This is a genomic window from Rhodococcus sp. IEGM 1370, assembly GCF_033142325.1.
In the GTDB taxonomy this organism is placed as follows: domain Bacteria; phylum Actinomycetota; class Actinomycetes; order Mycobacteriales; family Mycobacteriaceae; genus Rhodococcoides.
This window is the reverse complement of sequence record NZ_JAWLRY010000016.1, coordinates 20014-45314: the sequence shown is the minus strand read 5'-3', so window position 1 is coordinate 45314 and position 25301 is coordinate 20014. Positions and strand designations below refer to the sequence as shown.

The window sequence follows — 25301 nt, the reverse complement described above, 5'->3', positions numbered from 1 at the left end:
AATTTTTTCACAAGAGTTGGGTTGTTCGAGGCGAACTTGCCGCGAGGTATGCGAGTCCGAGCGCCGGGAGCAGTCCGTTCCCCGCGAGATACCCGGCAGCACCGTGGCCGGAGATGCCCGTTGCGGCACCGCCCGAGGCGAACAGACCGGTGATGGCGGAACCGTCGGTGCGGAGAACACGTGCGTTCTCGTCGACGACGAGCCCGCCCTGGGTGTGGAACAACGCGGGCACGATCTTGATGGCTGCGTACGGTCCGGTGAGCGAATGCTCGAAAGAGGTGCGGCCGAACGGATCCGACGCCTCTCCCCGTGAATACTTTTGCACAGCGGCGAGCTCCTCCGCCACTGCCGCAGGTGGGAGCCCGGTTGCGGCAGCAAGGCCGTCCGTGTCGTCGGCCCACACCGCGGCACCCGAGTCGACGGTCTGCTGGAAGTCCTTGAACGACAGGCACTTGTCGTAGATCTCGCGGTCGATGACGACCCAGCCCTCCGAGCCCGGCCTGGCGGCCAGAATGGCTGCGTACTCGGAGTACCCGGTCGTCTCGTCACCGAACCGGTGCCCGGATGCGTCGAGCACGATGCCGCCGTGCATCACCGTCGCCCATCCGACGAGAGTCGTCGCCTGCTTCGAGAGTGCCGCGTGTCCCTGGTACGCATCCAGATACGCCGAATCGGCACCGAGACGGCGCCCGATGGTCAGCGCGTCACCGTTGGAGTGCTCACTTCCGTGATAGCGCGCCGCGGATATCTCCGGCACGTGCTCTGCCACCAACTCTGCGTTGGCACCGTAGCCGTTGGTGGCCAACAGGACTGCGCGCGTCGGAACTTCGTCGACGCTGCCGTCGGGCATCGTGATCGTCACGCCGTCGACGGCCCCGTCGGAATCGACGGACACATCGGTCAGCCGGGCGGGCATCAGCATGTCGATGCGCGGCTCGGCGGCGACCGCTCGCGCGAGGTGCTCGAGCATCCCACTGCCGTGACGGCCTTCGACCGTGTGACAACGCAACTGCGAATGGCCGGGGTATGCGAAATCGGTGACGAGCGTGAGGGGCAGCTGCACGTGATCTGCGAGCCATTCCACCAGCGGCGCACTGACATCGGCGAGGGTGGACGCCAGCCGCAGATCGGCAGTGCCCTTCGTTTTGCGCAGGACGTCGTCCAGGAACTGTTGCGGCGAATCGTCGATTCCGGCCGCTCGCTGCCACCGTGAGCCGGCACCGGGGATCATGGCCGTGGACATCGCCGTGTTGTTGCCCCGCTTGAAGTGCGCACTGGCCTCGACGACCAGCACGTCGAGCCCCAGCTCGGCTGCACGCAGAGCAGCGACGAGGCCACCGCCCGCGCCGGCCACCACCAGGTCGGGGCCGTCCTCGCTCACGCGGAGACCTGCAGCTCGGAACGCAGACCCAGCAGCCGCAACGCCGTGCCGGTCGGGTCCACCACCTGCGGTGACGTCGGTGGATCGACGAGATCGACGGCAGAGCAAGCATTGATGGCGATGGTGCAGCGGAGCTTGCCCGCGTGTTCGGAGACCGCTCTCCCCCAGGTGCCGGTGTCTGCGATGTCGTGCACACCGAGCCCGAGTACTTCGGTGGCCTCGGCGACGATCCCGTAGAACCCGAGTCGGCGGTCCAGTTCCGCAGCGATCGCGTCGTTTCTCGCCAGGGCACCGATCCGGTGCCCCTGGGAGGCATAGAACGAGGCCGTCAGCCGGGTGAGGCCGTAGAGCGGCCGAGCGAACGAATCCGCTTCCTCGGCGCAGGGGTCGAGCACGCAGTCGGGCAGGAACCCGTCGGCGTGCGTGTCCAGCACGGAACGAAAGGCCTGTGACAGCACCTGTTCCGACCGTCTGACGTCGAGTTCGGTGTCCAGTGCGCTCGGCGCGTCGGGCCCGATATTGCGGAGCTCGACGGTGATCCCCGCGGGCGAAAGGTGGTCGTACCGATCCTGCCGGCGCTGCAGTTCTGCCGCGTCGACGTCGATCGGGGTGAAAGCCAAAAGGTGCATGTGAGGTGAACTCCTAAATGCCGAGGTAGGCAGCTTTGACCCGCTCGTCATGTGCCAGTTCGGGCCCGGTGCCGGTCAGCACGATGGACCCGCTCTCGATGACGTAGGCCCGATCGGAGATCGCGAGTGCCTGCGCGGCGTTCTGTTCGACGATCAGTACGGTCACACCCGAGTCACGGATACGCACGATCGCCTCGAGCACTTGAGCTGCCAGCTTGGGAGCGAGCCCGACGGACGGTTCGTCGAGTGTCAATACTCGCGGCTTCGACATCATGGCGCGGCCGATGGCGAGCATCTGCTGTTGACCGCCGGACATGGTGTCGGCCCGCTGCTCTCGTCGTTCGGCGAGAATGGGGAACAGGGCATAGACCTGGTCGAGTGATTCCTTCACGCCGCTGCGCTTCTGGGTGTACGCGCCCATCTCGAGGTTGTCGGCGACGGTGAGGCTGCCGAACAACGCCCGGTCCTGGGCGACGTGCACCAGCCCCGCTCGCACGATCCGGTCCGCCCGCATCCCGTGAATCGCGTTGCCGTCCAGCATGATTCTGCCACCGGAGGTGGATACCATGCCGGACAGCGCACGCAGCGTGGTCGTTTTACCCGCACCGTTCGCGCCGATCAGGGAGACGATCTCGTGCCGATCGACCGAGAGGTTCACCCCGTGCAGGATCTCCAGCCGACGGTATCCGGCGTGCAGGTTGTCGATTTCGAGCATCATGCTGTCTTCTCCTCACCGAGGTATGCCTCGACGACGCGGTCGTCGGCAACCACCGTGCGTGGGTCGCCCGAGGTGAGCACCGCCCCCTCGTGCATGACCACCAGACGTTCGGACAGGGCCATCACCGCAGCCATGATGTGTTCGACGAACAGCACCGTCTGACCCTGCTGATGCACCGTGCGCAGCAGTTCGATCATCGGTGCTCGCTCGGCCGGAACCAGACCGGCGAGAACCTCGTCGAGGAGCACGACGCGTGGCTCCATGGCCAGGGCGCGAGCGAGTTCGAGTCTCTTCAATCCTGCCGTCGACATGGTCGAGACCTTGCCGCCGACCTGGTCGGACAGTTGCACGCGGTCGAGGACGTCGAGGGCATGCCGCCGGGCGTCTTTGCGTGACTTGCGCTTCGACAGTGCGGCGATGGTGACGTTCTCGAGCACCGACATCGACTCGAAGGGGCGCATGAGCTGGAACGTACGCACCAGCCCGGCTCGCGCGATCTTGCTCGCCGGCCATCCGGTGATGTCCGTACCGTCGAAGATCACTCGGCCTGCTGTCGGGGGCTGCTCACCCGACAGCAGGGAGAACAGGGTCGTCTTGCCTGCCCCGTTGGGGCCGATGATGCCGAGGAATTCGTGCTCGGGCACGTCGAGGCTGACCTCGCGTACCGCGTGGATTCCCGAGAAGGATTTGCTCAGGTTCTCGATGCTCAACAAGCTCATCGGTTCCACCTCTCACGGATCGTGCCGAAGATTCCTTTGGGCAGGAAGATCACGATCGCGATCAGAATCACCGAGTACGCGGCGACGTCCAATCCGATTGTCCCCTGGAGGAATTCGAGGAAGGCGGGTGGGTTTCTGAGCAGTTCGTTGATCAACTCCGACAGCGGCCCGATCACGGCGGCACCGATGACCGGGCCCCAGATCGTTCCGATGCCGCCGATGACGGCCGGCACGATCGCTTCGACGGAAACCGCCGAACCGAAGGCCTGCTCGGGACCGACGAAGAAGTAGTACTGCGTGTAATAGACCCCGGCTACGGCGGTCAGCGCACAACTCGCCGCCACGGCGATCAACCGATACTTCATCGTGTCGATACCGAGCGAGGCTGCAGCGGTTTCGTCGTCACGGGTGGCCTGGACGAACTGCCCTGCGCGGGAACGGGTGTAGAAGATGGTGCCGAGAACCGCGAGCGTCAGAATGACCAGCGGAATCCAGACGTAATTGGGGCTGCCCTTCTCGAACTGCAGCATCCACCACGAATCACGCGGCAGGATGGGCACATTGAAGCCCTCGGTCTTGTTGAACACCTCGAGGTTCTGCACCAGCAGCAGAAACATCTGCGCGAAGGCGAATGTCGCCAGTGCGAAGTACGACCCGGCGAGTCGGTAGCGCAGGCACAGGTAGGCGATGAGTGTGCCCACCGTGGCCGAGAGGACTGCCGCGACCACCATCGAGATCCACGGGGAGATTCCGTGCTCGACCAGAAGATACGCACCGGAGTACGCACCGATTCCGAAGAACGCGGCGTGGCCGAAACTGAACATGCCGCCGAACCCGCTCATGATGTTCCACGCCACGGCCATCACGGCGAAGATGAGCGTGCGCACGGCAACCGTCTGGGCCTGCTCGCCGAGGAGCAGCGGCAATGCCGCCACGACGACGAATCCGATGACCAGCGTGATCAATTGGCGGCGTAGCCACGTGTCCTTCAACCGCGGATCGTGCTGCACCGGTGTGGGTGCGCTTCTTGTCGTAGTCATCGGCGCGCTCCGTACAATCCTTCGGGCTTGAGAAACAGAACGAGAACGAACACCGCGAATACCAGGATCAGCGAACCTGTTCCGGGGAGATACAGCGCGCCGACGGTCTGCACGAGGCCGATGACGAGCCCGCCGACCATGGCTCCGACGACACTTCCGAGTCCGCCGAGAACCACGATGACGAACGCCAGGATGGTGAACTGTTCTCCGACCGACGGCGTCAGGCTGGTGAACGGTGTCATCAACCCGCCTGCGACCGCGACGCAGGCTGCGCCGATACCGAAGGTGAGCGCGTAGACCCGACCGATGTCGACGCCGACGAGCTTGGCTCCCTCGGAGTTGGATGCGACTGCGCGGATGGACAATCCGAGCGGCGTCCGCTTCAGTACCGCGGTGAGCGCGACGGCTACCAACGCAGCCCCGATGAACGCGATCACTCGCGGCCACGACGCGACGGCACCGAGTACGTCGAGGGAACCGTCGATCGGAGCCTGCACCGATTGCGGCCGCCCACCGAAGATCATCAGCAGCACGTTGATGATCAGCAGCGACAGGCCGAGGGTGACCAGCAGCGGGCCGTCGTGACTGCCGCTGATGGTGAGTTTCGTCAACAGTGTCGCTTGCACGACCATGCCGAACAGGAACATCACCGGAACGGCGACCAGTGTTGCAACGTAGACCGGCAGCCCGGCGGTGGACAGCGCGTAGACGATGTACATCGCCATCGTCAGCATCGCACCCTGGGCGAAGTTGACGATGCCGAGAACACCGAAGATCAGCGTCAGTCCGACGGAGATCAGTGCGTACACACCGCCGAGAAGGAGTCCGGAGACGACCGACTGCGTGACCAGGCCCTGGTCTTTTCCACCGACGAGGTAGATCACCGCCATGATGACGACGATCGCTGCTGCGACCGGGATACCGGGGTTGAGCCCCGCGAGACCTTTGTTACCCGCTTTCTCTGCGGTCGAGGTAGCGGCCGTCACTGGCCGGCTCCCGCGGGGAACTGGATTGCGTCCGTTGCGAACTCCTCGGGGAAGACCTGAGCGACTGCTCCGTCGCGAACCTGCATGACGATGACGGTGGCGTTCTTGTTCTGGCCGGTCTCGTCGAACTCGATCGGTCCGTTGAACGCGAGAAGCGGATCCTCGATCGAGACGCCGGAGATGGCGTCGCGCAGATCCTCGGGATCACTCGACGCACCGTCGTTCAGTCCGGCCGCGATGACCTCGACTGCCTGGTAGGACAGCATTGCTGCGGTCTCCATCGGACGTCCGTATTCGGCCTCGAACCGCGAGCGGATGTCGGTGACGCGGTCGCTGGTGGCGTCGAAGTGGTAGTTGGCGCTCAACACGCCCTCGCCTGCTGCACCTGCGTCACTGGGGAACGAGCTGTCGTCGAACGCGCCGTTGGCAATTCCGTAGACGCCCTTGACGTTCAGGTTCAGCTGCTCGACCGCACGTGCGATCAGCAGCCCGTCCGGGTAGTAGCCGGTGGCGACGATGACGTCGGGGTTGGACACTGCAGCCTCACGCACCTGCGTGGTGGCGTCGGAGAAATTCGTTGCCGGGTAGGTGATTTCCTGTACCGACGAGATCCCCTGGTTCGCGGCCTCGGCCTCGAATGCGTTGAAGACGCTGTCGCCGAAGGATCCCTCGATGTGCAGGTAGGAGACGCGGTCGATCGGCTGACCGGTCTGCTCCTCGATCGCGGCGAGCGCCTTGGCACCGTCGGTTCCCATGCTGGACGCATTCGGCTGCATGCGGAAGGAGTACTGGTAACCCTGGTCGAGGATCTTGTCGTCCACCGCCACATCGATCACGAGCGGAACCCGAGATCGCTCGGCAACCGAGGCGACGTTCTGTGTGACGTCGCTCTGGTACGTGCCGATGAGCGACACCGCGCCGTCGTCGATCAGCCGCTGCGCCTCACTCTGTCCGACCTCTGCTTTGCCCTGACTGTCGCCCGACACCAACTCCAACTGCCGACCGTCCATGGACGAAATGCCGCCTGCTGCATTGATATCGGCCACGGCGAGGGCAGCACCGTCGTTCATCAGCCCGCCCACTCCCGCCAGAGCTCCGGTGGTGGGATGAACCGATCCGATCTTGATGGGGCCGGAGTCGTCCGAGCCGGTGGAGGAGCCACATGCTGCCGCACCCACGACTGCAACGGCTGTCAGCACGCCTACGAGCTTCTTCATTGTTGAGTCTGCCTTCCGCGCCCATCGGCGCCGAGTCGAACCACTGGGCGGAACCTATCGTTCCGCTGAGCGCACCATCAGATTGATGATTGATCTCGCTGAAATCGAGTATGGCACGCATCACGGCCTCAGAACAGGCTCTTCCGTCAATTTCTTGTTACGGGTATGGTTCGCTCAGCGGAACGCACGCACATCCGAAAGGTGACACTTATGGTCAGCAGGCCTGCACTGGAGACGTCGACGGGAACAGAGTCCGCCGATCGTGTCGCCGATGTGCTCATCGCCTTCGCGCAATCCGATCGGGCACTGGGCGTGTCCGAGATCGCTCGCACTCTCGACCTGAGCAAGGCTGTGGTGCACCGCATTCTGCAGTCGCTGGCATCGCGGTCGATCGTGCAGCCGGTTGCGGGCGAGTCGACGTATTCCCTCGGCCCGGCGGCGATCGGACTCGGCACCAAGGCGTGGAGCCAGCTCGACGTCCGGTCGATTGCGGCTCCCGTGCTGCGCGCGCTTCGCGCGAACACACGCGAGACCGCAACGCTGTCGGTGCTCGTGGGGCACCGTCGTGTCTATCTCGATCAGTACGAGAGCCCCCAGGAGGTGAAGATGGTGGTCGAGATCGGCCCTCAGTACGCGTTGCACTCGGGAGCCTCGAGCCGAGCGATCCTGGCGTTCCTCCCCGATCGATTCGCGGACGAGGCCTTCCAGGAACTCCGCAGCAGTTCCCCCGACGCCGACGAGACCCGCTTCCGCGCCCGCCTCGCAGAGATCCGTACCAACGGATACGCAACCTCGACGAACGAGCGAAACACCGGTGCAGCGTCGATCGCCGCGCCGTTCTTCGACGCCGCAGGGCACGTACTCGGATCGGTCAGCTCCTCGGGCCCCGCTTTCCGCTACTCCTCGTCCGCGGACGACGAACACATCGTTCATGCTGGTCAGGTCGTCGCGGCGGCCCAGTCGATCACCACCATCCTGGAAGCGCGTGCAGCTCGATGACCCCTACCTCCGCCCGGTCGTTCCTCTACGTACCGGCAAACAAGCCCGAGTTGTTCGACAAGGCCGTGCGCGGTGCCGCAGACGCGGTGATCATCGACCTCGAGGACGCGGTTCCGTTGGCGGACAAAGGCCGAGCGCGTGCCGACCTCGCGGGGTGGTTGGCCTCGACGGCGTCGACCGATACCCAGATCTGGATTCGCATCACCCCCGAATTCATGACGCAGGACCTCGAGGCCGTCGCCGGAGGCGGTGTCACCGGCATCATGGTGGCGAAGTGTTCGGTCGAGTCACTCACGCGCGCAGACCGATTGCTCACCGAGCACAACCTGCCCGGGGTCGAGCTGATCGGGCTGATCGAGACGGCTCACTCCTTGCGCGCTCTGCCGGAGATGGCTCGATGCAACAGAGTGCGAACATTCGGGATCGGTGAAGTCGACCTCCTCGCGGACCTGCGCATCACCCGTTCGGAATCGACGGAAGCGATGATCGACGCGCTTCGGCTGAACGTCGTGATCGATTGTGCTGCTGCGGGATTGACAGCACCGATCGCCCCGACGTCGACCGATTTTCGCGATCTGGACGGGTTCGTCGGCACCACGGCCCGTTTCGTGCAGATGGGTTTCCGTGGCCGGACGGCATTGCACCCCAGTCAGGTTCCGATCATCAATGCCGCGCTCACCCCGTCCTCGGACGACATCACCACAGCACGTCGACTGGTGGAGCTGTACGAGGTGTCTCGGGGAGGACCGACCGTCGACGACAACGGACGATTCGTCGACGAGGCAGTGGTGCGGGGCGCACGGGAAATCCTCGCCCGGGCCTGAACCGACCGAACTGCAGCTCGGGCACCGCCACACGAGTGACGGTGCCCGAGCCGGTGGGGACTGTTCTATTGCTGCGTAGTCGATTTCAGATCGGTCAACGGTGCGAGCAGTGTCCCGACGTCGGTCAGGTCCCCGAGAGAATCGCATCGGCCGGCCAATTCCTTCAGTTCGACGTCGGAGAGGAACGGCCCGGCATTGCTGGTGAACTTGGTCGAGACCTCGCCGAACGACAGCGGCCGTTCGGGTCCGCCACGAGTGGTGAGCACCTCTTCGACCACTACTGTTCCGTCGGTCAGGGTTGCGGTCAGCACCGCCGGGAACTGATGCGGGAAGATGGCGTCGCACTTCGGGTTCGGAACGACGTCGACCTTGGCCATCAGAGCTCGCCGATCTGCCGACTTCGCCAACTCGTCGGTGTAGTCCTCGAGTGCTGCGCCGAGACCGCCCCCGCCGAGCAAGCCGACGACCACGGCGTACGGTCCGCTGAACTGCGCCATGTACCCGGTTTCGGGCGTGCGCTTGACGTCGATGGGTTCACCGATGGTCCGCAGGTTCGCCGCGGGCACTCCCAGCTCGAGCTTCTCGATCTGCTCCGGCCGGATTCCTCTCGCCCGCAGCGCTGCTCCTGCGTCTATTGCCGCATGGGTGAAGTGATTGGCGGGGTACGGCTTGAAGAAGATTCCGGGAACGGCCCACTCGGAGCCGAGTCCGTCCAGAATCTCGTTGGCTCGGCCAGGCTCGTGCAGCCACGCCTGGAAGAAGCCGAACCGTCCTTCGAGGACCGTCGGCGGCCCGGTGATCCCGTGTCGGGCAAGCCCTGCCGCGGAGAGCGCGGAATGCGCAGCCCAACCGCAGTGCATGCGCTTGACGGTGCCCCCGGTGCGGTTGGCCTCGATGATGCCCGACGCCATCGACGCGGCAATGCCCATCGTGTCGACGATCTGCTCCTCCGACGCACCACCGATGACAGCGGCAGCCACAGCGCTACCCATCGCACCGCAGATGGACGTCGCGTGCTGTCCGTGCTCGAAGAACACCGAGTTCTTGGTCTCCGGGTCGAACCCCGCCATACCGATGCGCACACACACTTCCAGCCCGATCGCGATGCCGCGGACGAGTTCTCGACCGTCGGTACCGTGCTCCTGAGCAGCCGCAAGAGCCGCGGGCACGACACTGGCGCTCGGATGCAGGATCGATGGAAGATGCGTGTCGTCGAAATCCAGCGAGTGTGCGAGCACTCCGTTGACGAAAGCGGCGAGGGCCGGAGGGAGAGCGATGTCGAGGCCGACCGCGGATGCCGTTGCTGCCCCGCCTTGTTCGCGGGCCCATGCGGTCGCAGCCTTGCTCGTCTCGAGGTCGGTGGCCGCAACCGCGATCCCGAGCGTATCGAGCACCCGCATCCCGACCGAGTTGACGACGGCGTCGGGTAGATCCTGATAGTGGGTGGTCGCGGCGAAACGCGCCAGGTGCTGCGCGAGCGTACGTTCGCTCATGCGGACGTCACCGCCAGCGGCCGTACCGGCGAACCCGTTGCGCCGAAGATGTTCAGGGGAACGAGAACGAACGTGAACTCGAACAGTTCCTGCTGGGAGAGCTCTTCGAGGTCGAGTGCTTCGATGATGTAGATACCGCTCTCCACCAACAGAACTCGGTGCGCGGGGAGCAGCGCGTGACCACCGCCCGGGGCGAGCCGCTCGAACGCGATGGTGTCTGCGCCTGCAGCGTGTACACCCTTGTCCGCCAGCCATTGCGCGCCTGCTTCTCCGACTCCGGGAACTCCGGACGGGCCGCCGACGTACGGCGATCCCTCGGCGAACAACTGCCCCCATCCGCTGCGAATCAGCACGACATCGCCGCGTTCGATCTCGATTTTCTCTGCAGCACATGCCGATTGCAGATCATCGACAGTGATCTCGTACCCGCCCTCGCAGCGACCGACACCGAGGAGCCTCGGGATGTCGAGCAGCACGCCGCGGCGGATCATGGGTTCGATGGTGTGGACGCCGTGTTCGACATACTTGCCGCCCAGGCACGACTGCCCGGCATCGGCACCGCCGTGCAGCTTTCCGTCGTGGCTGACGTGGGCAAGCGCATCGATGTGAGTGCCCACGTGCGTTCCGGTGGTGATCATGTCGTTCGCGGCGCTGCCGCCGTCTGCTCGAGTCACGTCGCCGTGCCTGCGCGGCAGGGTGTGCCAGAACTGAGGATGATTGGGCGACTGCGGCATCCCGACCCTCAACTGTCTACCGAGATCGACCGCGCGCACGCCCCCCTGGACTGCACGAAGAAGTTGATCGGACATTGCTTCGTCTCCTCGTTCGACGCTGCGTGCGAACCTCACACCAGCGTTGTTTCGTTTCGCTAGCCGGAACGGTTCTGAGCGGTATGGACTCGCGCCGGCGGTAGGCCGAGCCTAGCAGTCGGCAGGTTGCACGTCTCGATCATTGACTCTTTCTTTCCGAGCCTTCTACAGTCCAGTCATGGACGGTTCACCGGCGTTTCGCTCAACGGAACACATACGTGCGGTCGACGCCTTGGCCACCGCGATGGTCGAACTACGGAAGTCACCCCTCCCCGCACCGCTCGGCGATCGAGCGCGGTTGATTCTGTTGGACCTGCTGGGCGTCACCCTTGCCGGTGCCCGCACCGGCGAGATGGTCGAACTACGGAAGAAGTGGGACTCGGAACCAGGATCGACGTACCCGATAGGCGGAAGCACCGGCACCACCATCGAGACTGCGGCCGAGCTCGACGCCATTGCATCGTGCTGCCTCGAACTCGACGAGGGCAACAAGTACGCCGCCGGACATCCTGCTGCGCATGTGCTTCCTGCAGCGATCGCCGCGGCCAGGCTGGCATCCACGCCGATCTCGGGCCGGGCCTTCCTGACGGCCGTCGTAGCGGGATACGAGGTTGCCGCTCGATTCGGCTGGGCTCTGACCCGGCACAGTGCGTGGCACACCCATGGGCACTGGGGTGCCACGGGCGCGGCCACGGCAGCCGCGTCGATTCGTGGTGCCGATGCGAACGAGGTTGCCGCGGCGATCGACTCGTCGTCTGCGTTGATTCAGGTAGCGCCCTGGGCGGTGGTTCTCGACGGCAATTTCTCGCGAAACCTGTGGATCGGCGGTGCCGCACGGGCGGGCGTGACCGCGGCCAGGCTCGCCCGATCCGGGGTCGTCCACAACTCGGGGACCATCGAGCACACCCTGGGCGCTCTGGTCGGGACATTGGACACCTCCCGACTGACCGAGGATCTCGGCGAGCGATGGCTCACGCTGGAGGGCTACACGAAACAGCACGCCAGCTGCTCGTACACACACGCCGCCGTGGACGCTGTGCAGAGCATGCGCGCTGACGCCGAATGGTCCGCCGCCGACATCGAACATGTTCGGGTGCGGACACATTCGTTGGCGGAGCCCCTGTTCCGCCGACATCCGTCGAACAGGTTGGGCGCGATGTTCTCGCTGCCGTTCGTGGTGGCCGCCGCGTTCGTGTCCGACGCGATAGACGTGGATTCTCTGGATCCCCGAGGTTCGGGCTTCTCGACGGCCGAATCGTTCAGCGCCCGAGTCGACGTCGCCTCGTCGAGCGAGCTCGACGCGCTGCTGCCCGAGCGCCGAGCCGCCGAAGTGACGATCGAATTTCGGGACGGCACCACACTCTCGGCGACTGCCCCGAATCCGCTGGGCGACATCGACCATTTTCCGATGGATTACAGCGCGGTGCGCGCCAAGATCGCCCGCTTGGTCGGAGAATCCGATACCGCGGTCATCGAGGACATCGTCGACTCCCTCGGCGATACAGAGGACGTTGCGGCGCTGTTGCGCGCACTACCGATTCGCTAGCGTCGACCGATACGCACCTTGTCGACGAATTCGTCTGCAAAACAGGACAATCTCTGTCGTAGCGAATCCGGCACGGTGACCGTCACCTGAACCAGGTACTGGTCGACGATGTGGTGGACGACGACGTAACGGGTCCGGGCGAAGAGCAACCGACCGGCGCAGTCGTAGCGACCCGCGATCGAGACGGACGGTAGACCGCAGAACGAACCTCGGTCGTGACTGATCTCGACCCAGCCGGGCAGTGCCCGCGCGTCTCCGAAGCCGCACTCCAGTAGGGCATCCGGGTCGACCGACCGTGCGAGCTTCCCGACCAGAACCACCGCATTCGGTACGAATCCGTCGACTGCGTTCGCCGGCGAGCACAGCACCGCGGTGGCGTGTGGGAAGTGAAGCTCTGAAACAGCCTCCCAGTCCGGTAGCACCGGGAGCTCGAGCCCGAACCTGTCGCATTCGTCGCGATGCACCGGTGCCAGTTCGACACCCTGCTGCTGGAGATAGGTGTATACCGTCCTTTGTCGAACCGTCACTGGACAGTGTTCCTTCCACCGACAGTCGTTGCGGCACGGTCGGCGCGGATACGCTCGCGCAGCCTGGGCGGGCGCAGCAACTCCCGCGCATCGTCGTGGCCCAGTTGCGCACGGGCCCAGGGATTGTCGCGGCACCACAGAAGCAGCGCGAGCAGCGAATTCGGTTCGACCTTCTTCTCACACGCCATGATGACCAGCTCCGGCTCGTCGGTCTCGCTCGATCGGCGCGAGACTCTGATCACCGGCAGGTCACCTCGGTGCGGTACTGCTGGATTCGGATGCTCCTCCAGGCGCAGATCCGCAATGTCGCTCCAGGGCACGACCATCACGTCGTTCGACACCTTCCACCCACGACGTCGATAGATCTGTTGGACAATACCTTCGGGGTGCAGAGAGATCCAGGTGCGGTTGACGACGACGAACCCGACCACGAACCACGCCAGGCATGCCGGCGCGCCTATCGCCGTCAGCAACTCTGCCCTCTCTTGGCGAGGGTCAGGTCCGTCGTCTCTGAATACGAAGTAGGACAGGCCCACCACCGACGCGAAGGCGAGTAGACCTGCCCTGGCCACGAAGTCCCCGCGCCCGGGCACCGACAGACCTGCGCCGACGCCTGCAACGTCGACCCGCCGCACGAAACGCGACAATCGCGCAGCTCCGATGCCGGACATCGGCACCGCCATTCCCAAGGGAAGGAGCACGAAGAACGCGAGCCACAACAGTGCCAGGAGTCCGCCTGCGCCCGTCCTGGCAATCACAGGTACGGCAGCAACCAGCAGTCCCACCACTGCCGTACAGATGCCGAAAACCGCTGCGAGCCAGCCGAGGTGAACACTGCGCCACCTCCGCACCCAGACAGGTCCCGGATTCGCTGTCGCAGGCATGTTCGCGCCTGTGTCCTCACGATCGGTCATCGCAGTGTCCATTCGAAGACCTTCGAGACGCCGTGGCTGACGGAGCCCCCGACCAGGGCACCCAACGCGACGCCTGCGGCAGCACCGGCAACCGTGCCCGGCCCGGGAAACACCGAACCCGCGGCACCACCGACTCCCACCAGGGCACCGGTCACGTAGCTCGCAACTGCGAGGCCGGCGGCGGTACTCGCCGTATTGACCGCAATCGCCTCGGTGGGGCTCACCCCCTCATCGATATCGTGGGCAATCGAGGGCACCGTTCCCGCCACCGCGCCGAACGCCCCCAACCCCCGACCGATGTTCTTGGCAACATCGTCGACGGAACCGACACCCGGAAGTTCGAGAGTCCTCCTCGTCACGTCGGTCATGCCACCGATGACGGTGGCTGCAACGGTCGTCGGCCAATCCGGCATCCACGAGAAGGACCCGTCCGGGTTCTCGACGAACTTCCCGGCCGGACTACCGAGCGCAAGCTCGGTCAACAGCTTCGTGGGCTCGGCCAACTGCTGCGCAGCGTCGAGTGCGGCCCTGTCTGCCTGTCTCAGAGCTCCCTGAATGTCCTCGGTCAACTGCGCTGCAGCAGAGCGTAGTTCGTCGGCCTTCCGTATCTTTTCTTCACCCAGGACGTCCGGTATCAATGCGATCATCCCGTCTGGATCCACTACACCGTCGGCCCGAACGGCGAACCCGCTCGCCGTCGCCGCCGAGACCTGCGCCTGCAGGTGGGCCTTCGCAGCATCGACCAGTCCTGCTGCGGTCTCGAATGCTCTACCGAGTGAATCGATTTCACTGCACACCGAGCTCATCCGGGAGCATTCGCTCACCACACGCTCGGCTGCGGCGTCGGCTGCTTCGCCGGTCCACGTCTCGGCCAGTACGTCCTGCTCCTCGAGCACTCCGGTGCGCTGGCCGTTGACGCGCTCGACGATCTCCGACAACTCGATCATCGTCTTGCGCATCGACTCCGGTTCCCAACCCGCGACGTGCGGGACCGTCGGGGTCATTTCGGCTGGTCCATCGCTGCGAGGCGGCGGGCGAGTTCGTCGTCGGCGATCTCGTAGTTCTGCGCGACGCCGCGGGCGATGTCCGCGACGCATTCGGCCCGCCCGGCCAGAGCTGCAACAGCTCCGGCCGCCGCGGCTGCTGCCGCCGCACATGCTGCGTGAAAGTCACTACCCTGCAACGCATTCTCCGACGCACGGAACGGAGCAAGAGCATCCACCTCACGGATCACCCCGCCAGTTGCCGACAACACATTCGAGAACTGCCGCAGGATCGCTGGATCCACATTCACTATCATGACGCTCCCCCGAGTTGCACCGTAGCGACGCCCGGTGAATCGGCGTCATCGGGTTTGACGCGAGTGTGCCCCGATCGGTTCCCTCCGGCCGCTTCGAGAAACGTTCATGGGCATCACGGTGATGCGCACCGCCCCGTTACCGCCCCGTCATCGCCCATCGGACCTACCGCGGCAGGACTGCCTGCGACGCGGTGAGTACGGCGGACTCGGCTCAGTGCTGTGGGTCGTAGCCCGGAACTTGCGCCAGAGTCTCGAACGTTCGCGCTCGACCCCATTCCACGTGCGCGAACGCAACAGCGGCAGCCAATTCCGTATCCCCCTTGGCGATGGCGTCGACGAGGGAGACATGCTCCCCGTGTCGTAGCGACGGATCCCGTTCGAGATTGGCCATGTTGAGTCGATTGCTGCGCTCGCGCAACGGTTCCATGATGACCGGGAACAGCCGGTTGGCGGACAATGCCTCGATCCCCGAGTGCACCCCCGAGCTCGCGTGATGGAATTCGAGCAGATCACCCCGATCGAGCGCTGCACCTGCACGGGACACGGCGTCGACCAACGACGACGAGTCCGCGCCCGCCGCCACAGCGGACGCTGCCCGGCGAGCAACGAGCGGCTCGAGCGCGGACCTGATGTCGTACAACTCGTCGACGGAACTTCTGGTCACTCCTGTCACCACGGCAGGGCGTCGCGGCGACAGCGTCACCAACCCGGCTGCTTCGAGCAATGGAAGCGCCTCGCGAATCGGGACCCTCGACACTTGCAGCTCGGTTCCCAGATTGCGCTCGCTCAGCGTTTCACCAGGCCGGAGGCGGCCGTCGAGGATGCGTGTTCTGATCGCGTCGAACACCGAACGCGACAGCGATTCGCGACCTTCCGTGGATGCCATGATGCTTGTATACCAGCGAACTGTAGGTATACCGCGCATCCGCCGGCGTCATCAGCAGGCTTTGCCCAACGAAGACCTAGACAGCAAGAGGCAGGTGAGAGGACCTGGAAACACAAGTGTTACCGCCGAGAAACCATTCGCGGCCCAGCGCTCCGTAAATTCTCCATTGTTGGTATACCACTTAGCGAGAGGCACTGGGATGAGCGTCCCGACCAGGAACGAGAAGCCGTCACCGATCGACCCACCGCCCGAGGCCGGCAGCCTCAGTGAACAGATCGAGGCGTCGTACTCGAAGATCGGCCTCACCACAGCGCACTTCGGCATCGTCGCCATGGTCCTGTTCGGTGTGTTCTTCGATGCCATCGAACAGAATGCCGTCGGCATCACCGGACCGCTCCTGCGTGAATCCTGGGGCCTCGGCGGAACCGAGATCGGACTGCTGAACACCGCGACGTTCACCGCCGTCGCACTCGGGCGCATCCTGGCCGGAGCCGTGATGGACCGATTCGGTCGTCGAACCCTCCTCGGTGCAAACCTCCTCGTCTTCGCATTCGGCTCGCTACTGTGCGCATTCGCACCCAACTACGAGGTGCTGGTGGGCGCTCGATTCCTGGTCGGGCTCGGACTCGGCGGTGAGATCGCCGTAGCGGTGATCATGCTCTCCGAGTTCTTCTCCGCCAAGCATCGCGGTACTGCGGTCGGCATGATCAACGTCGCGGCCGCAGGTCTGGGCAACATGCTCGCCCCTCTGTTCGGGGTCATCGTCTTCGCGATCTTCACCGGTGACGACCGCTGGCGTTGGCTGTTCGGTCTGCTGGTGCTACCCGCACTCGCGGTCGTGTTCTATCGACGCTCGCTTCCGGAAACACCTCGCTTCCTCGCGGCGACAGGCCGGGTGGCCGAGGCCAACACCGTCATCAACCGCCTGGCACAGGGCAAGCTTCGCGGCACCCTCGACTCCGAGGTTCAGTACTTGAACGTCGACACCACAGTCGATGATCACGCCGCACCGCGCGCACGGTGGACGGAGATGTTCGGGCAGCGTTACCGCAGAAGCACTCTCGCCCTCGGCATTGCCGTCTGCATGTCCTACGCAGCACAGATCTCGATGCTCACGCTGATCCCAGTCATCCTGACCGAGCGGGGAATGTCGATCTCGAGTGCGCTCTGGTACACCCTCGTGATGCAGTCCGGGTCGTTGATCGGCGCGCTGATCGCCGCACTCATCGCTCGCAAACTCCCCCGCAAGGTGACGCTGACCGGTGGCGCTGTGCTCGGTATCGTCGCCGGGCTCGGATTCGGCTTCTTCGCAACGTCCATCGGCCTCGTACTGTTCTTCGGTGCCCTGTTCAATTTCTCGGTCATCGTCCTCAACACGACGATCTGGCTGTTCGCACCCGAGCAGTACCCCACGCGAATTCGTGGCCTCGCGACGTCGGTGATCCTGGCGCTGGGCTCCCTCTCCGGCGGATTGTTCCCGCTCATTGCCGGAGCCGTACTGGACTCGTCCGGCGTTGGCGCTATGTTCGCGATGCTGGCCGGTCTGTTCATCGTGTGCGGAATTGCCGTGCAGTTCCCGAAAGAGACTTTCGGACAACCCATGCCGGAAGATGGCTGAGCAGTGAAGATTCTCGTGATCAACCCCAACTCGAACACTGCGACGACGCAGCTGCTCGTCGACGTCGCACGGCGTTGCCTCAGCACCACAGAATTCACCGTCATCGGAATCACCGCGGGTACCGGACCGGCGATGATCACCTGCACCGAACAGTTGCGTGCTGCCGGACCGGATGTCGTATCCGCGGCCCTCGACGCGATCGAGCGCCATGGCCCGGCAGCGGTGATCGTCGGCGCGTTCGGTGATCCCGGTGCCGCCGAACTCCGAACCCTCGTCGACATTCCGGTCGTCGGAATCGGCGAGGCAGGAATCCTGCACGCTGCACGAGGTGGTCGGCGCTTCGCGATCGCCACCACCACAGCCGATCTCGCCGCCCAACTCGATGCACTGACCCGTGCCACCGTGCCCGACGGCGATTTCGCGGGTGTGTTCCTCACCGCGTCGTCGCCGTTGGTCCTGGCCGAGGACCTCGCATCGAGCGTCGTCGAACTGGGAGCAGCGGTCGATGCAGCAGTCGCCGCCGGAGCGAGCGCGGTCGTCATCGGCGGCGGTCCGTTGAGCGATTCGGCCCGGCGGCTGGCACTGCGCACCGACGTGGACGTCATCGAGCCGGTTCCGAGTGCCGTTGCGATGGTCGTCGACAGAATCTCGAACGCGGTACGCAGCTGAGCTATCGACGTCCGAAGGCCCTGGACACCAGCCAGCCCTCGACCATTCCCGCGAGGAAGATGCCCGCGATCGGTGCGTACTTGCGCACCGGTTCGGGCATCAGGCTCATCGCGTTCAGTTCGCCGCCGACCGGGCTTGCAACAGCAGTTCTCACAGCTGCCGGTGTGGTCGGCTCGGCCGGAGCCGAACCGCTCAGTAGCGCACCGAGATTGACGGCGAACTGTTGCAGCACCTTGTTCGACACCGCGACGATCGCGCCCTTGCCGAACGAGACTATCTTTCCGCTGATCACCAGATCGGTATTCAGGGTCAACCGCGAACGGTCGCCGATCGCCTCGACCGCCAGATCGACCTGGGCCTCGGCGTCGCCGTTGCCGTGCGAGTCCGCCCCCTTGGCTTCGAGTGTGAGCGTGCGGGTCTCCGCGTCGACCTCGAGGAACCTGATCGTGCCGGCGTACGACGCGCTGATCGGGCCCACTTTGACCTTCACACCGCCGAGGTAGGTCTCGCCGTCCTTACCGGTGATGGCCGCCCCCGGTACGCAGGTCGCGACTTTCTCGACGTCGTTGATCAGCCGGAACACGTCCTCGGCGGACGCGTCGATATCGAGTGTATTGGTCAGTATCACTTGGGAACTCCGTTCACACAGCCGGCGCAGCGGCGCTGCTCGGCGCACGAGTCGATGGCCTCGACGATGGTCTGGTACCCGGTACAGCGGCAGTAGTTCGACGCCACCACCTCGCGGATCTGTTCCTTGGTGGCATCGGGGTTGTCGGCGAGGTAGCCCTCGGCCAACATCAGGAACCCCGGTGTACAGAACCCGCACTGCAGACCGTGGTGGTCTGCGAAGGCCTGCTGCAGATCGTTCAATTCACCGTCGATGCCGAGTGATTCGACGGTTTCGATGTCCGAGTTCTCCACCTGCGCTGCGAACGTCAGGCACGCGCGAGCCGGCTTGCCGTCGATCAGCACGGTGCAAGCTCCGCACACGCCGTGTTCGCAGCCGACATGGGTTCCGGTGAGCTGCAGATCGTGCCGCAGTACGTCGACCAAAGTTCGCCGTGGTTCGGTGATCACCTCACGGACGGTGCCGTTGACGTTCAGTTCGATCAGTTGCTTGTTGCTCATGGCCTGCCCTTCGCCAGTGCTGCCTGTACTGCCACGGGGGTGATCGGTGTGTCGTTCAGTTCGACTCCGGTGGAGCGCAATCCGTCGTTGACGGCGTTGAGCACGGCGGCGGGTGCACCGATCGTTCCGCCCTCACCGGCTCCCTTGGCTCCGGATTCGGTGAACAGGCAGGGAGTTTCGAGGTGGTGGATCTCGATGTCCGGGATCTCGCAGGCAGTCGGCACCTTGTAGTCGATGAAGCTGGCACACAGTGGATTTCCGTGATCGTCGTACGACACCTGCTCGAACAACGCCCCGGCGATGCCCTGGGCGATCCCACCCCGGCACTGGCCCTCGACGATCTTGGGGTTGATGGCGACGCCGCAGTCCTCGACGCACACGTACTTCAGGATCTCCACTCGTCCGGTGCCCTCGTGCAACTCGACCACAACGCCGTGGGTGGCGTTGGAGAAGGTGCCGTCGTTGAACACGTCGAAGCTTGCCGTCGCGGACAATCCGGGTTCCACGCCCTTCGGCAGCAGTTGCGCCTTCAGATACGCGACGTCGGCGATGTCCCGGTAGGTGACGTACTTCGAGTGGTCGTCGCGCTGACGTACGCGCCCCGATGCCAACTCGACGTTGTCGTCGCGAGTCTCCAGCAGGTGCGCTGCGATCTCACAGAGCTTGTCTCCCAGCTTGTTCGACGCCAACGCCACCGCGCTGCCGCCGATGGTGATGGAGCGAGAGGCGAACGAGCCGAAGCCGTAGGTGATCCGATCGGTGTCGCCCTGCACGATCTTGACCTGTTCGACGCCGATGCCGAGGCGATCGGCGACGATCTGAGCCATCGTGGTCTCGTGACTCTGACCGTGGCTCATCGTTCCGGTGGTCACGACGACCGTGCCGGAGGTGTCCATTTTGACCTCCGAGATGTCGAACCCGGGCACCACGTTCATCTTGCGCGCCGCGAATGCGCTGCTGCCGTATCCGGTTCGCTCGCTGAAGCACGAGTATCCGATGCCGATGTGTCGGCCGTCTGCGGTTGCCCGCTCCTGGACGTCGTACCAACCGCCGTCACGGAGGGTCTGCTCGCACAGGTTCAGCGCTTCGAGGTACGAGCCCGGGTCGTAGGTGATGTTGTTGACGCCGGTGTACGGGAAAGCGGTGATGACGTTGCGCCGCCTGATCTCCACCGCATCGAGGTTCAACTCACGGGCCGCTCGCTCGAACAGTCGCTCCATCACCATGACGTACTGCGGCCGGGACACCCCGCGGTACGGCGCGGTCGGTGCCTTGTTGCTGAACACCGAGCGTCCTCGAACCCGGTACGCCGGAACCTGATAGACCCCCGGCATTTCCGCCGAGGCCATCAGCGGCTCGATGCCTGCGGTGAACGGGTAGCACGAGTAGGCACCCATGTCGCACACGACGTCCGCGTCGAGGCCGAGGATGTGGCCCTCGGAATCGAATGCTGCCCGCACGTCGTACTGCTGTTCGCGCGCCAGGAACGACGCCGTCAGTGCGTCCTTGCGATCCTCGATCCATTTCACGGGACGGCGGAGCTTCAACGCAGCTGCGGCGACGGCGATCTCCTCGCGGCCGACGACGCACTTCTGCCCGAACCCGCCGCCCATGTCGGGTACCACGACGCGCACCTGGCGCTCGTCCAGCCCGAGGCAGAGCGCGGTGACGGTCCGAACCTGGTGTGGCACCTGAGTACAAATGTAGATGATCAGCTGCTCGTCGCGATCGTCCCAGTACGCGATGCATCCGCGGGTCTCGAGTGGAAGCGCGTTCTGCCGGCCGGTTCTGGATTGCACCGACACCACGGTGTGCGCGTCGTCGAAGATCTCGTCGATGCCGTCGGTGGCGAACATCTGCACGTCCACGACGATGTTGTTCGGAACCGAATCGTGAACCAGGGGAACGTCATCGGACATGGCCTGATCTGCGGAGGTGACGGCGGTGACGGTCCGGTACGACACTCGTGCCGCCTCGAGCCCGTCCTCGACGCTGTAGGCATCGGCGGCGACGACGATGGCCAGTGGCTCACCGACGTAGCGCACCACGTCGTGCGCCAACACGGGCATGTCGGTGGGCACGAATTCGCTGAGCGGACGCGACAACTCGGCGCGGATCGGCCGCAGGTCCAAATCCGCCGCGGTGAAGACGCCGCGCACCCCCTCGACTCCGGCGACATCACCGACGTCGAGACCGGTGATCGATCCGGCCGCGACGGTGCTGCGGACGAACTGGGCGTGCAACATTCCCGGCATCGCGATGTCGTCGACGAATCTGCCTCGGCCGGTGAGCAACCGCGGGTCTTCCCGGCGTGCGACCGAGGTGCCGACGAATTTCGGCGTGAGTACCTGATCGACGCTCACGTGGGCACCCCCTGCGATACCAGTGCGTCGCTGCAGGCTTCGGCGACCAACGTGCGCACCAGGGTGCGGCGGTACTCGGCGGTGACCATGCCCTCGTCCTCCAGTTCCAATGATTCGGCTGCGGCATCCGCGCAGTCCGCGAAGGTCCCGCCTGCGGCCAGGACGGCTTCCCCTGCCGGCGATCGCACGGGAGTTGCTCCCACTCCCGCGAGGGCAACCCGTCCGCCGACCACGGCCACGCCGTCGAGATCGAGGGACACCGCTGCGCCCACGATCGCGAAATCTCCCTGCCGCTCTGCGTATTCGGTGACCGCAGCGTGCGGTGCCGGGTTCGGGAACACGATCTCGACGATCATCTCGTCGAACGCGAGATCGGTGGAGTAGTACCCGAAGAAGAACGAGTCTGCCTCGACGGTTCGCCGCCCCCGCACACTCTCGACGACGATGCGGGCGTCGAGCAGGATGGCCAACAAGCACCATTCCGCGGTGGCGTCCGCATGGGCGATGCTGCCCCCGACGGTCCCGCGGGTACGGATCGGGTAGTGCCCCACCCACCGCATGGCCTCACGAAGGACGGCGAAGTCCGTTCCCACGTCGCCGGATTCGACGTCGTAGTGGGTGGTGAGCGCCCCGATGTGCAGGCCGTCGGTTTCTCGGCGGATGTACTGCAGAGTGTTCAACCCACCCACGTCGACCAGATGCCCGAGCCGGGCGAGGCGGAAGTTCATCATGGCGACCAGGGACTGGCCTCCGGCGATGATCTTCGCGTCCTCGCCCAGCTCGGATAGCAGCCGCACCGCACCAGCGACATCGCGCGCCCGGTGATAGTCGAACTGCGCGGGCTTCATCAGACTCGAGCCTCGCCTGCGACGACCTCGGTGGGTTCGTCGACGAGGGTGTCGAGTTCGCGACCCTTGGTCTCGGGTGCGAAGTACGCCATCCAGATCACCGCGAACAACACGAACGCGGTGACGATGCCGAAGGTCAACGGAAGACCCAGGATCGGCCACATGACGGAGCCGAACAACAGCGGCGCGAAGCCGGTTGCGACCCGGCTGACCGAGGACGCGTAGCCGAATCCCGAGGCGCGGATGTTGGTGGGGTACAACTCCGAGACGTAGCAGTACAGGACCGGGATGGTCAGCTGAATGACGAATCCGAAGATGCCGAGCCAGATCAGCGCAGCCGACTGGATGTCGAGCATGACGGCGAACATGACCAGCGCGCTACCCGCGATCGGGCCGGACAGTCCGATGACCCACTTGCGTCCGAAGATCTCCACGATGAACGCGGACGTGAGCACACCGACGATGCCGACGCCGGTCATCAGCGTCGTACCGGCGAAGGCTGCGAACTCTCCGTAGCCCTCGGCGCGGAGGATGGACGGCATCCAGCTCAGCGCTGCGTAGTAGAGCAGCATGATGGACACGAAAAGCATCCAGGCTGCGGCGGTGATGCGCGGGCTGTAGCGCCACACCGACTTCAGCTGCGTCAGTGCAGCTTTCATACCGCCCGGCCCCTTGGGCACGGTATCGGCAACGATGACGTACTCGACTGCCTCGGATCCGGTACGGGTCACCATGTCGTCGATGACGGCGCGGGCCTCGACCTCACGGCCGACCTTGGCGAGGTAGATCGGTGACTCGGGGATACCGCGTCGAACCCAGAACAGCAGCAGCGCAGGCAGAACCATGAACAGCAGCATGTAGCGCCAGCGAACGTCGCCGTCGATCGGGACGAGCAGCGTGGCGACGACGCCGCAGATGGTGGCACCGATCGGCCACCAGACATCCATGGCGGAGAGAATCTTGCCGCGAATGCGACGCGGTGAGAATTCGCTGACCAACGCGTAGTCCACCGGTATGCAGCCACCGAGACCGAACCCGGCGAGGAACCGCAGAATGATGAAGATCTCGAAGCTCGGCGCGAACGCTCCGAGGACCGAGAACAGCGCAAAGATCAACAGCGTCAACGAGAATGCACGCTTACGTCCGACTCGGTCGGCGATCGTGCCCCACACGACGGCCCCGACGGCCATGCCGATCAGGTTGCCGGTGGCGACCAGACCGCGCTCGGCCTGGGACAGGTCCCAGTAGCTTCCGAGCAGCGGGGTCAAGAAGCCGTTGAGCGCCACGTCCCAGGCGTCGAACATGTAGCCCAGCCCACCGATGATGAAAATCTTGCCCTGCACACCCCATTTCCAGGGGAGTTCCTGTACTACCTGATCACCAGTCTTCATCGCAGCCTCCGGCGCGGTGTTGTGGTCCGAGGTCGTCATCGGACGAACGAGTAATGGAATTTCTCGTCGTCGCTGTCGTCGAGCGGGGTACCGCTCCACAGCCAGTCGTACGAGATGTCGGATTCCCCATCGAACGACGCCAGTGTCGCGTCCCGCTTCTGCTGCTCGGGTCCATCGGGTATGTGATAGAAGGTCTTGTTCTGCAGGCTCGCGTCCTGCACCATCCGCGCGTGCCTGGCCCGCCGAAAGACGTAGCGCGCCAACGCGTCGTCGATGCCGCTCGAGGTGACCTTCGCGAGCTCCTCCGCCAGCACTGCCGCGTCCTCCATGGCCTGCGAGGCACCCTGCGCCTGGTACGGCAGCATCGCGTGGCAGGCATCGCCCAGCAGCGCGACGCGGCCGTCGGTCCACCGCGGGTCGGGCCTGCGGTAGTAGAGCGCCTGGCACAGCACGTTCTCGTCGGCTTTCGAGAGCATCGCATGAGCGCGATCGTCCCAATCCGGGAACGTCCCCATCAGTTCCTCGGGTCCGACGAGCCGTGGTCCACCGTCGCGGACCTCGTTGGTACACGGGGCCAGCGCAACGACATTGAGGTATTCGCCGTTACGAATCATGTAGTGCACCAGGTGCCGGTCCGGTCCGTACCAGATGGTGCTCTGGTATCGGTCGACGAGCCAGCGAGTAGCCGGATCCTTGACGATGCGATCACCCGGAATGAGTGCGCGATAGGCCATTTCGCCGGAAAACACGAGCGTATCGGGTAGACCGATCAGATCGCGCACGGTCGAGCGAATACCGTCGGCTCCGATGAGCAGGTCCGATTCGTAGCGCTTACCGGTTCCGGTGACCGCGACAGGCCGCGTCGGATTCTTTCGATCGACCTCGACGACCTTCGCGTCGGTCTCGAACACCACCATCGGGCCCGGGCCGTCCGGATCGAGGCACTGCGCATGAATGGCCGAGTGCAGGTCTGCGCGGTGGTAGTGCCAGTAGGGCGCGTTGAAGGTCTTCTTGCAGTACTCGCCGAGCGCGGTGAGAGCGATGACCTTGCCGTTCTCCCAGCGCCTGCGCACCTGATCCATCGGCTCGGTCTTGATCGCTTCGAGCTTCTCGCGCATCCCGAGGGCGATGAGGATACGGCTGGCGTTGGGAGCGGTCTGAATTCCCGCGCCCACCTCGCCCAGCTCGGCAGCAGCCTCGAGTACCGTCACCTGAATTCCTCTGTGCCGCAGCGAGAGCGCCGCGGTCAGACCGCCCAGGCCACCGCCTGCGATCACCACTTCGATCGGTGCCATG

The 25301-nt window shown here is 64.8% G+C and carries 25 protein-coding genes; 5 read left to right on the top strand and 20 right to left on the bottom strand.

The genetic code is table 11. The features are described from left to right. Positions 1-7: 7 nt before the first annotated feature. The 7 genes from R4P47_RS18385 to R4P47_RS18355 are packed head-to-tail and all read right to left on the bottom strand — an operon-like array spanning position 8 to position 6690. Positions 8-1381 carry an FAD-binding protein gene (locus R4P47_RS18385; protein ID WP_317785374.1) on the bottom strand — a complete coding sequence of 458 codons (1374 nt, stop codon included), beginning with the start codon at positions 1379-1381 and terminating at the stop codon, positions 8-10. Next, complete coding sequence (locus R4P47_RS18380; protein ID WP_317785373.1) at positions 1378-2010, bottom strand: hydantoin racemase; 633 nt, start codon at positions 2008-2010, stop codon at positions 1378-1380. Before R4P47_RS18380 ends, R4P47_RS18385 begins: the two co-directional genes overlap by 4 nt. A gap of 13 nt (positions 2011-2023) precedes the next feature. Continuing rightward, complete coding sequence (locus tag R4P47_RS18375) at positions 2024-2728, bottom strand: ABC transporter ATP-binding protein (RefSeq protein WP_068047080.1); 705 nt, start codon at positions 2726-2728, stop codon at positions 2024-2026. Then, entirely contained in the window at positions 2725-3447 is a 723-nt protein-coding gene (locus tag R4P47_RS18370; protein ID WP_317785372.1) for an ABC transporter ATP-binding protein, read from the bottom strand. The genes R4P47_RS18375 and R4P47_RS18370 overlap by 4 nt, the downstream gene beginning before the upstream one ends. After that, complete coding sequence (locus tag R4P47_RS18365) at positions 3444-4487, bottom strand: branched-chain amino acid ABC transporter permease (RefSeq protein ID WP_068047081.1); 1044 nt, start codon at positions 4485-4487, stop codon at positions 3444-3446. The genes R4P47_RS18370 and R4P47_RS18365 overlap by 4 nt, the downstream gene beginning before the upstream one ends. Continuing rightward, positions 4484-5473 (bottom strand): branched-chain amino acid ABC transporter permease, encoded by a 990-nt coding sequence (locus R4P47_RS18360; protein WP_094670731.1) that lies wholly within the window; start codon positions 5471-5473, stop codon positions 4484-4486. Before R4P47_RS18360 ends, R4P47_RS18365 begins: the two co-directional genes overlap by 4 nt. Beyond that, entirely contained in the window at positions 5470-6690 is a 1221-nt protein-coding gene (locus R4P47_RS18355; protein ID WP_068051173.1) for an ABC transporter substrate-binding protein, read from the bottom strand. Before R4P47_RS18355 ends, R4P47_RS18360 begins: the two co-directional genes overlap by 4 nt. Before the next feature lie 210 nt (positions 6691-6900). On the opposite strand from R4P47_RS18355, the gene R4P47_RS18350 reads away from it, so the two are divergent. Both R4P47_RS18350 and R4P47_RS18345 read left to right on the top strand, forming a co-directional pair. Beyond that, on the top strand, positions 6901-7689 hold the full coding sequence (locus R4P47_RS18350) for an IclR family transcriptional regulator (RefSeq protein ID WP_068051171.1): 789 nt from the start codon (positions 6901-6903) through the stop codon (positions 7687-7689). Beyond that, positions 7686-8513: a CoA ester lyase gene (locus tag R4P47_RS18345; RefSeq protein ID WP_317785371.1), complete on the top strand. Its 828-nt coding sequence runs from the start codon at positions 7686-7688 to the stop codon at positions 8511-8513. The genes R4P47_RS18350 and R4P47_RS18345 overlap by 4 nt, the downstream gene beginning before the upstream one ends. 65 nt (positions 8514-8578) lie before the next feature. On the opposite strand, the gene R4P47_RS18340 is transcribed toward R4P47_RS18345, so the two are convergent. Continuing rightward, positions 8579-10006 (bottom strand): MmgE/PrpD family protein, encoded by a 1428-nt coding sequence (locus tag R4P47_RS18340; protein ID WP_317785370.1) that lies wholly within the window; start codon positions 10004-10006, stop codon positions 8579-8581. After that, positions 10003-10815, bottom strand: coding sequence for a cyclase family protein (locus R4P47_RS18335; RefSeq protein ID WP_068051189.1), 813 nt, complete (start codon positions 10813-10815; stop codon positions 10003-10005). Before R4P47_RS18335 ends, R4P47_RS18340 begins: the two co-directional genes overlap by 4 nt. 178 nt (positions 10816-10993) lie before the next feature. On the opposite strand from R4P47_RS18335, the gene R4P47_RS18330 reads away from it, so the two are divergent. Further along, complete coding sequence (locus tag R4P47_RS18330; protein ID WP_317785369.1) at positions 10994-12361, top strand: MmgE/PrpD family protein; 1368 nt, start codon at positions 10994-10996, stop codon at positions 12359-12361. Here the strand turns inward: R4P47_RS18330 and R4P47_RS18325 are convergent. From R4P47_RS18325 to R4P47_RS18305, 5 genes are all read right to left on the bottom strand, one after another. Beyond that, positions 12358-12888, bottom strand: a complete 531-nt coding sequence (locus R4P47_RS18325; protein WP_317785368.1) for an LpqN/LpqT family lipoprotein — start codon at positions 12886-12888, stop codon at positions 12358-12360. The genes R4P47_RS18330 and R4P47_RS18325 overlap by 4 nt on opposite strands. Next, positions 12885-13802, bottom strand: coding sequence for a hypothetical protein (locus R4P47_RS18320; RefSeq protein WP_317533735.1), 918 nt, complete (start codon positions 13800-13802; stop codon positions 12885-12887). Before R4P47_RS18320 ends, R4P47_RS18325 begins: the two co-directional genes overlap by 4 nt. Further along, the gene (locus tag R4P47_RS18315) at positions 13799-14806 is read right to left on the bottom strand and encodes a hypothetical protein (protein ID WP_317785367.1); all 1008 of its coding nucleotides are present in this window, start codon (positions 14804-14806) and stop codon (positions 13799-13801) included. Before R4P47_RS18315 ends, R4P47_RS18320 begins: the two co-directional genes overlap by 4 nt. Beyond that, positions 14803-15102, bottom strand: a complete 300-nt coding sequence (locus R4P47_RS18310) for a type VII secretion target (RefSeq protein ID WP_317785366.1) — start codon at positions 15100-15102, stop codon at positions 14803-14805. Before R4P47_RS18310 ends, R4P47_RS18315 begins: the two co-directional genes overlap by 4 nt. 211 nt (positions 15103-15313) lie before the next feature. After that, positions 15314-15988, bottom strand: coding sequence for a GntR family transcriptional regulator (locus R4P47_RS18305; protein ID WP_094639859.1), 675 nt, complete (start codon positions 15986-15988; stop codon positions 15314-15316). A gap of 199 nt (positions 15989-16187) precedes the next feature. Here R4P47_RS18305 and R4P47_RS18300 point away from each other — a divergent pair, with 199 nt between their 5' ends. Together R4P47_RS18300 and R4P47_RS18295 are read left to right on the top strand one after the other, a co-directional pair. Then, positions 16188-17606: an MFS transporter gene (locus R4P47_RS18300; protein WP_317785365.1), complete on the top strand. Its 1419-nt coding sequence runs from the start codon at positions 16188-16190 to the stop codon at positions 17604-17606. A 3-nt stretch (positions 17607-17609) separates the two neighbouring features. Further along, the gene (locus R4P47_RS18295) at positions 17610-18275 is read left to right on the top strand and encodes an aspartate/glutamate racemase family protein (RefSeq protein ID WP_317785364.1); all 666 of its coding nucleotides are present in this window, start codon (positions 17610-17612) and stop codon (positions 18273-18275) included. Position 18276: 1 nt separating this feature from the next. Here the strand turns inward: R4P47_RS18295 and R4P47_RS18290 are convergent, their stop codons facing one another. Genes R4P47_RS18290 through R4P47_RS18265 form a run of 6 tightly spaced genes read right to left on the bottom strand, consistent with a single transcriptional unit; the run spans position 18277 to position 25300 of the window. Further along, positions 18277-18903 (bottom strand): SRPBCC family protein, encoded by a 627-nt coding sequence (locus R4P47_RS18290; RefSeq protein WP_149407881.1) that lies wholly within the window; start codon positions 18901-18903, stop codon positions 18277-18279. Further along, complete coding sequence (locus tag R4P47_RS18285) at positions 18900-19403, bottom strand: (2Fe-2S)-binding protein (RefSeq protein ID WP_149407882.1); 504 nt, start codon at positions 19401-19403, stop codon at positions 18900-18902. The genes R4P47_RS18290 and R4P47_RS18285 overlap by 4 nt, the downstream gene beginning before the upstream one ends. Then, positions 19400-21766: a xanthine dehydrogenase family protein molybdopterin-binding subunit gene (locus R4P47_RS18280; protein WP_317785363.1), complete on the bottom strand. Its 2367-nt coding sequence runs from the start codon at positions 21764-21766 to the stop codon at positions 19400-19402. The genes R4P47_RS18285 and R4P47_RS18280 overlap by 4 nt, the downstream gene beginning before the upstream one ends. After that, entirely contained in the window at positions 21763-22614 is an 852-nt protein-coding gene (locus R4P47_RS18275) for an FAD binding domain-containing protein (RefSeq protein WP_317785362.1), read from the bottom strand. Before R4P47_RS18275 ends, R4P47_RS18280 begins: the two co-directional genes overlap by 4 nt. Beyond that, a complete protein-coding gene (locus R4P47_RS18270; protein WP_317785361.1) occupies positions 22614-24044 on the bottom strand; it encodes an MFS transporter in 1431 nt (476 codons plus the stop codon). The genes R4P47_RS18275 and R4P47_RS18270 overlap by 1 nt, the downstream gene beginning before the upstream one ends. Next, positions 24041-25300 (bottom strand): FAD-dependent monooxygenase, encoded by a 1260-nt coding sequence (locus R4P47_RS18265; RefSeq protein ID WP_317785360.1) that lies wholly within the window; start codon positions 25298-25300, stop codon positions 24041-24043. Before R4P47_RS18265 ends, R4P47_RS18270 begins: the two co-directional genes overlap by 4 nt. Position 25301 lies beyond the last annotated feature (1 nt).

Coding starts and splice junctions, on each gene's coding strand:
- R4P47_RS18380 (WP_317785373.1), bottom strand. CDS start 2,010: ATGCACCTTTTGGCTTTCACCCCGATCGACGTCGACGCGGCAGAACTG.
- R4P47_RS18375 (WP_068047080.1), bottom strand. CDS start 2,728: ATGATGCTCGAAATCGACAACCTGCACGCCGGATACCGTCGGCTGGAG.
- R4P47_RS18370 (WP_317785372.1), bottom strand. CDS start 3,447: ATGAGCTTGTTGAGCATCGAGAACCTGAGCAAATCCTTCTCGGGAATC.
- R4P47_RS18365 (WP_068047081.1), bottom strand. CDS start 4,487: ATGACTACGACAAGAAGCGCACCCACACCGGTGCAGCACGATCCGCGG.
- R4P47_RS18355 (WP_068051173.1), bottom strand. CDS start 6,690: ATGAAGAAGCTCGTAGGCGTGCTGACAGCCGTTGCAGTCGTGGGTGCG.
- R4P47_RS18350 (WP_068051171.1), top strand. CDS start 6,901: ATGGTCAGCAGGCCTGCACTGGAGACGTCGACGGGAACAGAGTCCGCC.
- R4P47_RS18345 (WP_317785371.1), top strand. CDS start 7,686: ATGACCCCTACCTCCGCCCGGTCGTTCCTCTACGTACCGGCAAACAAG.
- R4P47_RS18340 (WP_317785370.1), bottom strand. CDS start 10,006: ATGAGCGAACGTACGCTCGCGCAGCACCTGGCGCGTTTCGCCGCGACC.
- R4P47_RS18335 (WP_068051189.1), bottom strand. CDS start 10,815: ATGTCCGATCAACTTCTTCGTGCAGTCCAGGGGGGCGTGCGCGCGGTC.
- R4P47_RS18330 (WP_317785369.1), top strand. CDS start 10,994: ATGGACGGTTCACCGGCGTTTCGCTCAACGGAACACATACGTGCGGTC.
- R4P47_RS18320 (WP_317533735.1), bottom strand. CDS start 13,802: ATGACCGATCGTGAGGACACAGGCGCGAACATGCCTGCGACAGCGAAT.
- R4P47_RS18315 (WP_317785367.1), bottom strand. CDS start 14,806: ATGACCCCGACGGTCCCGCACGTCGCGGGTTGGGAACCGGAGTCGATG.
- R4P47_RS18310 (WP_317785366.1), bottom strand. CDS start 15,102: ATGATAGTGAATGTGGATCCAGCGATCCTGCGGCAGTTCTCGAATGTG.
- R4P47_RS18305 (WP_094639859.1), bottom strand. CDS start 15,988: ATGGCATCCACGGAAGGTCGCGAATCGCTGTCGCGTTCGGTGTTCGAC.
- R4P47_RS18300 (WP_317785365.1), top strand. CDS start 16,188: ATGAGCGTCCCGACCAGGAACGAGAAGCCGTCACCGATCGACCCACCG.
- R4P47_RS18285 (WP_149407882.1), bottom strand. CDS start 19,403: ATGAGCAACAAGCAACTGATCGAACTGAACGTCAACGGCACCGTCCGT.
- R4P47_RS18275 (WP_317785362.1), bottom strand. CDS start 22,614: ATGAAGCCCGCGCAGTTCGACTATCACCGGGCGCGCGATGTCGCTGGT.
- R4P47_RS18270 (WP_317785361.1), bottom strand. CDS start 24,044: ATGACGACCTCGGACCACAACACCGCGCCGGAGGCTGCGATGAAGACT.
- R4P47_RS18265 (WP_317785360.1), bottom strand. CDS start 25,300: ATGGCACCGATCGAAGTGGTGATCGCAGGCGGTGGCCTGGGCGGTCTG.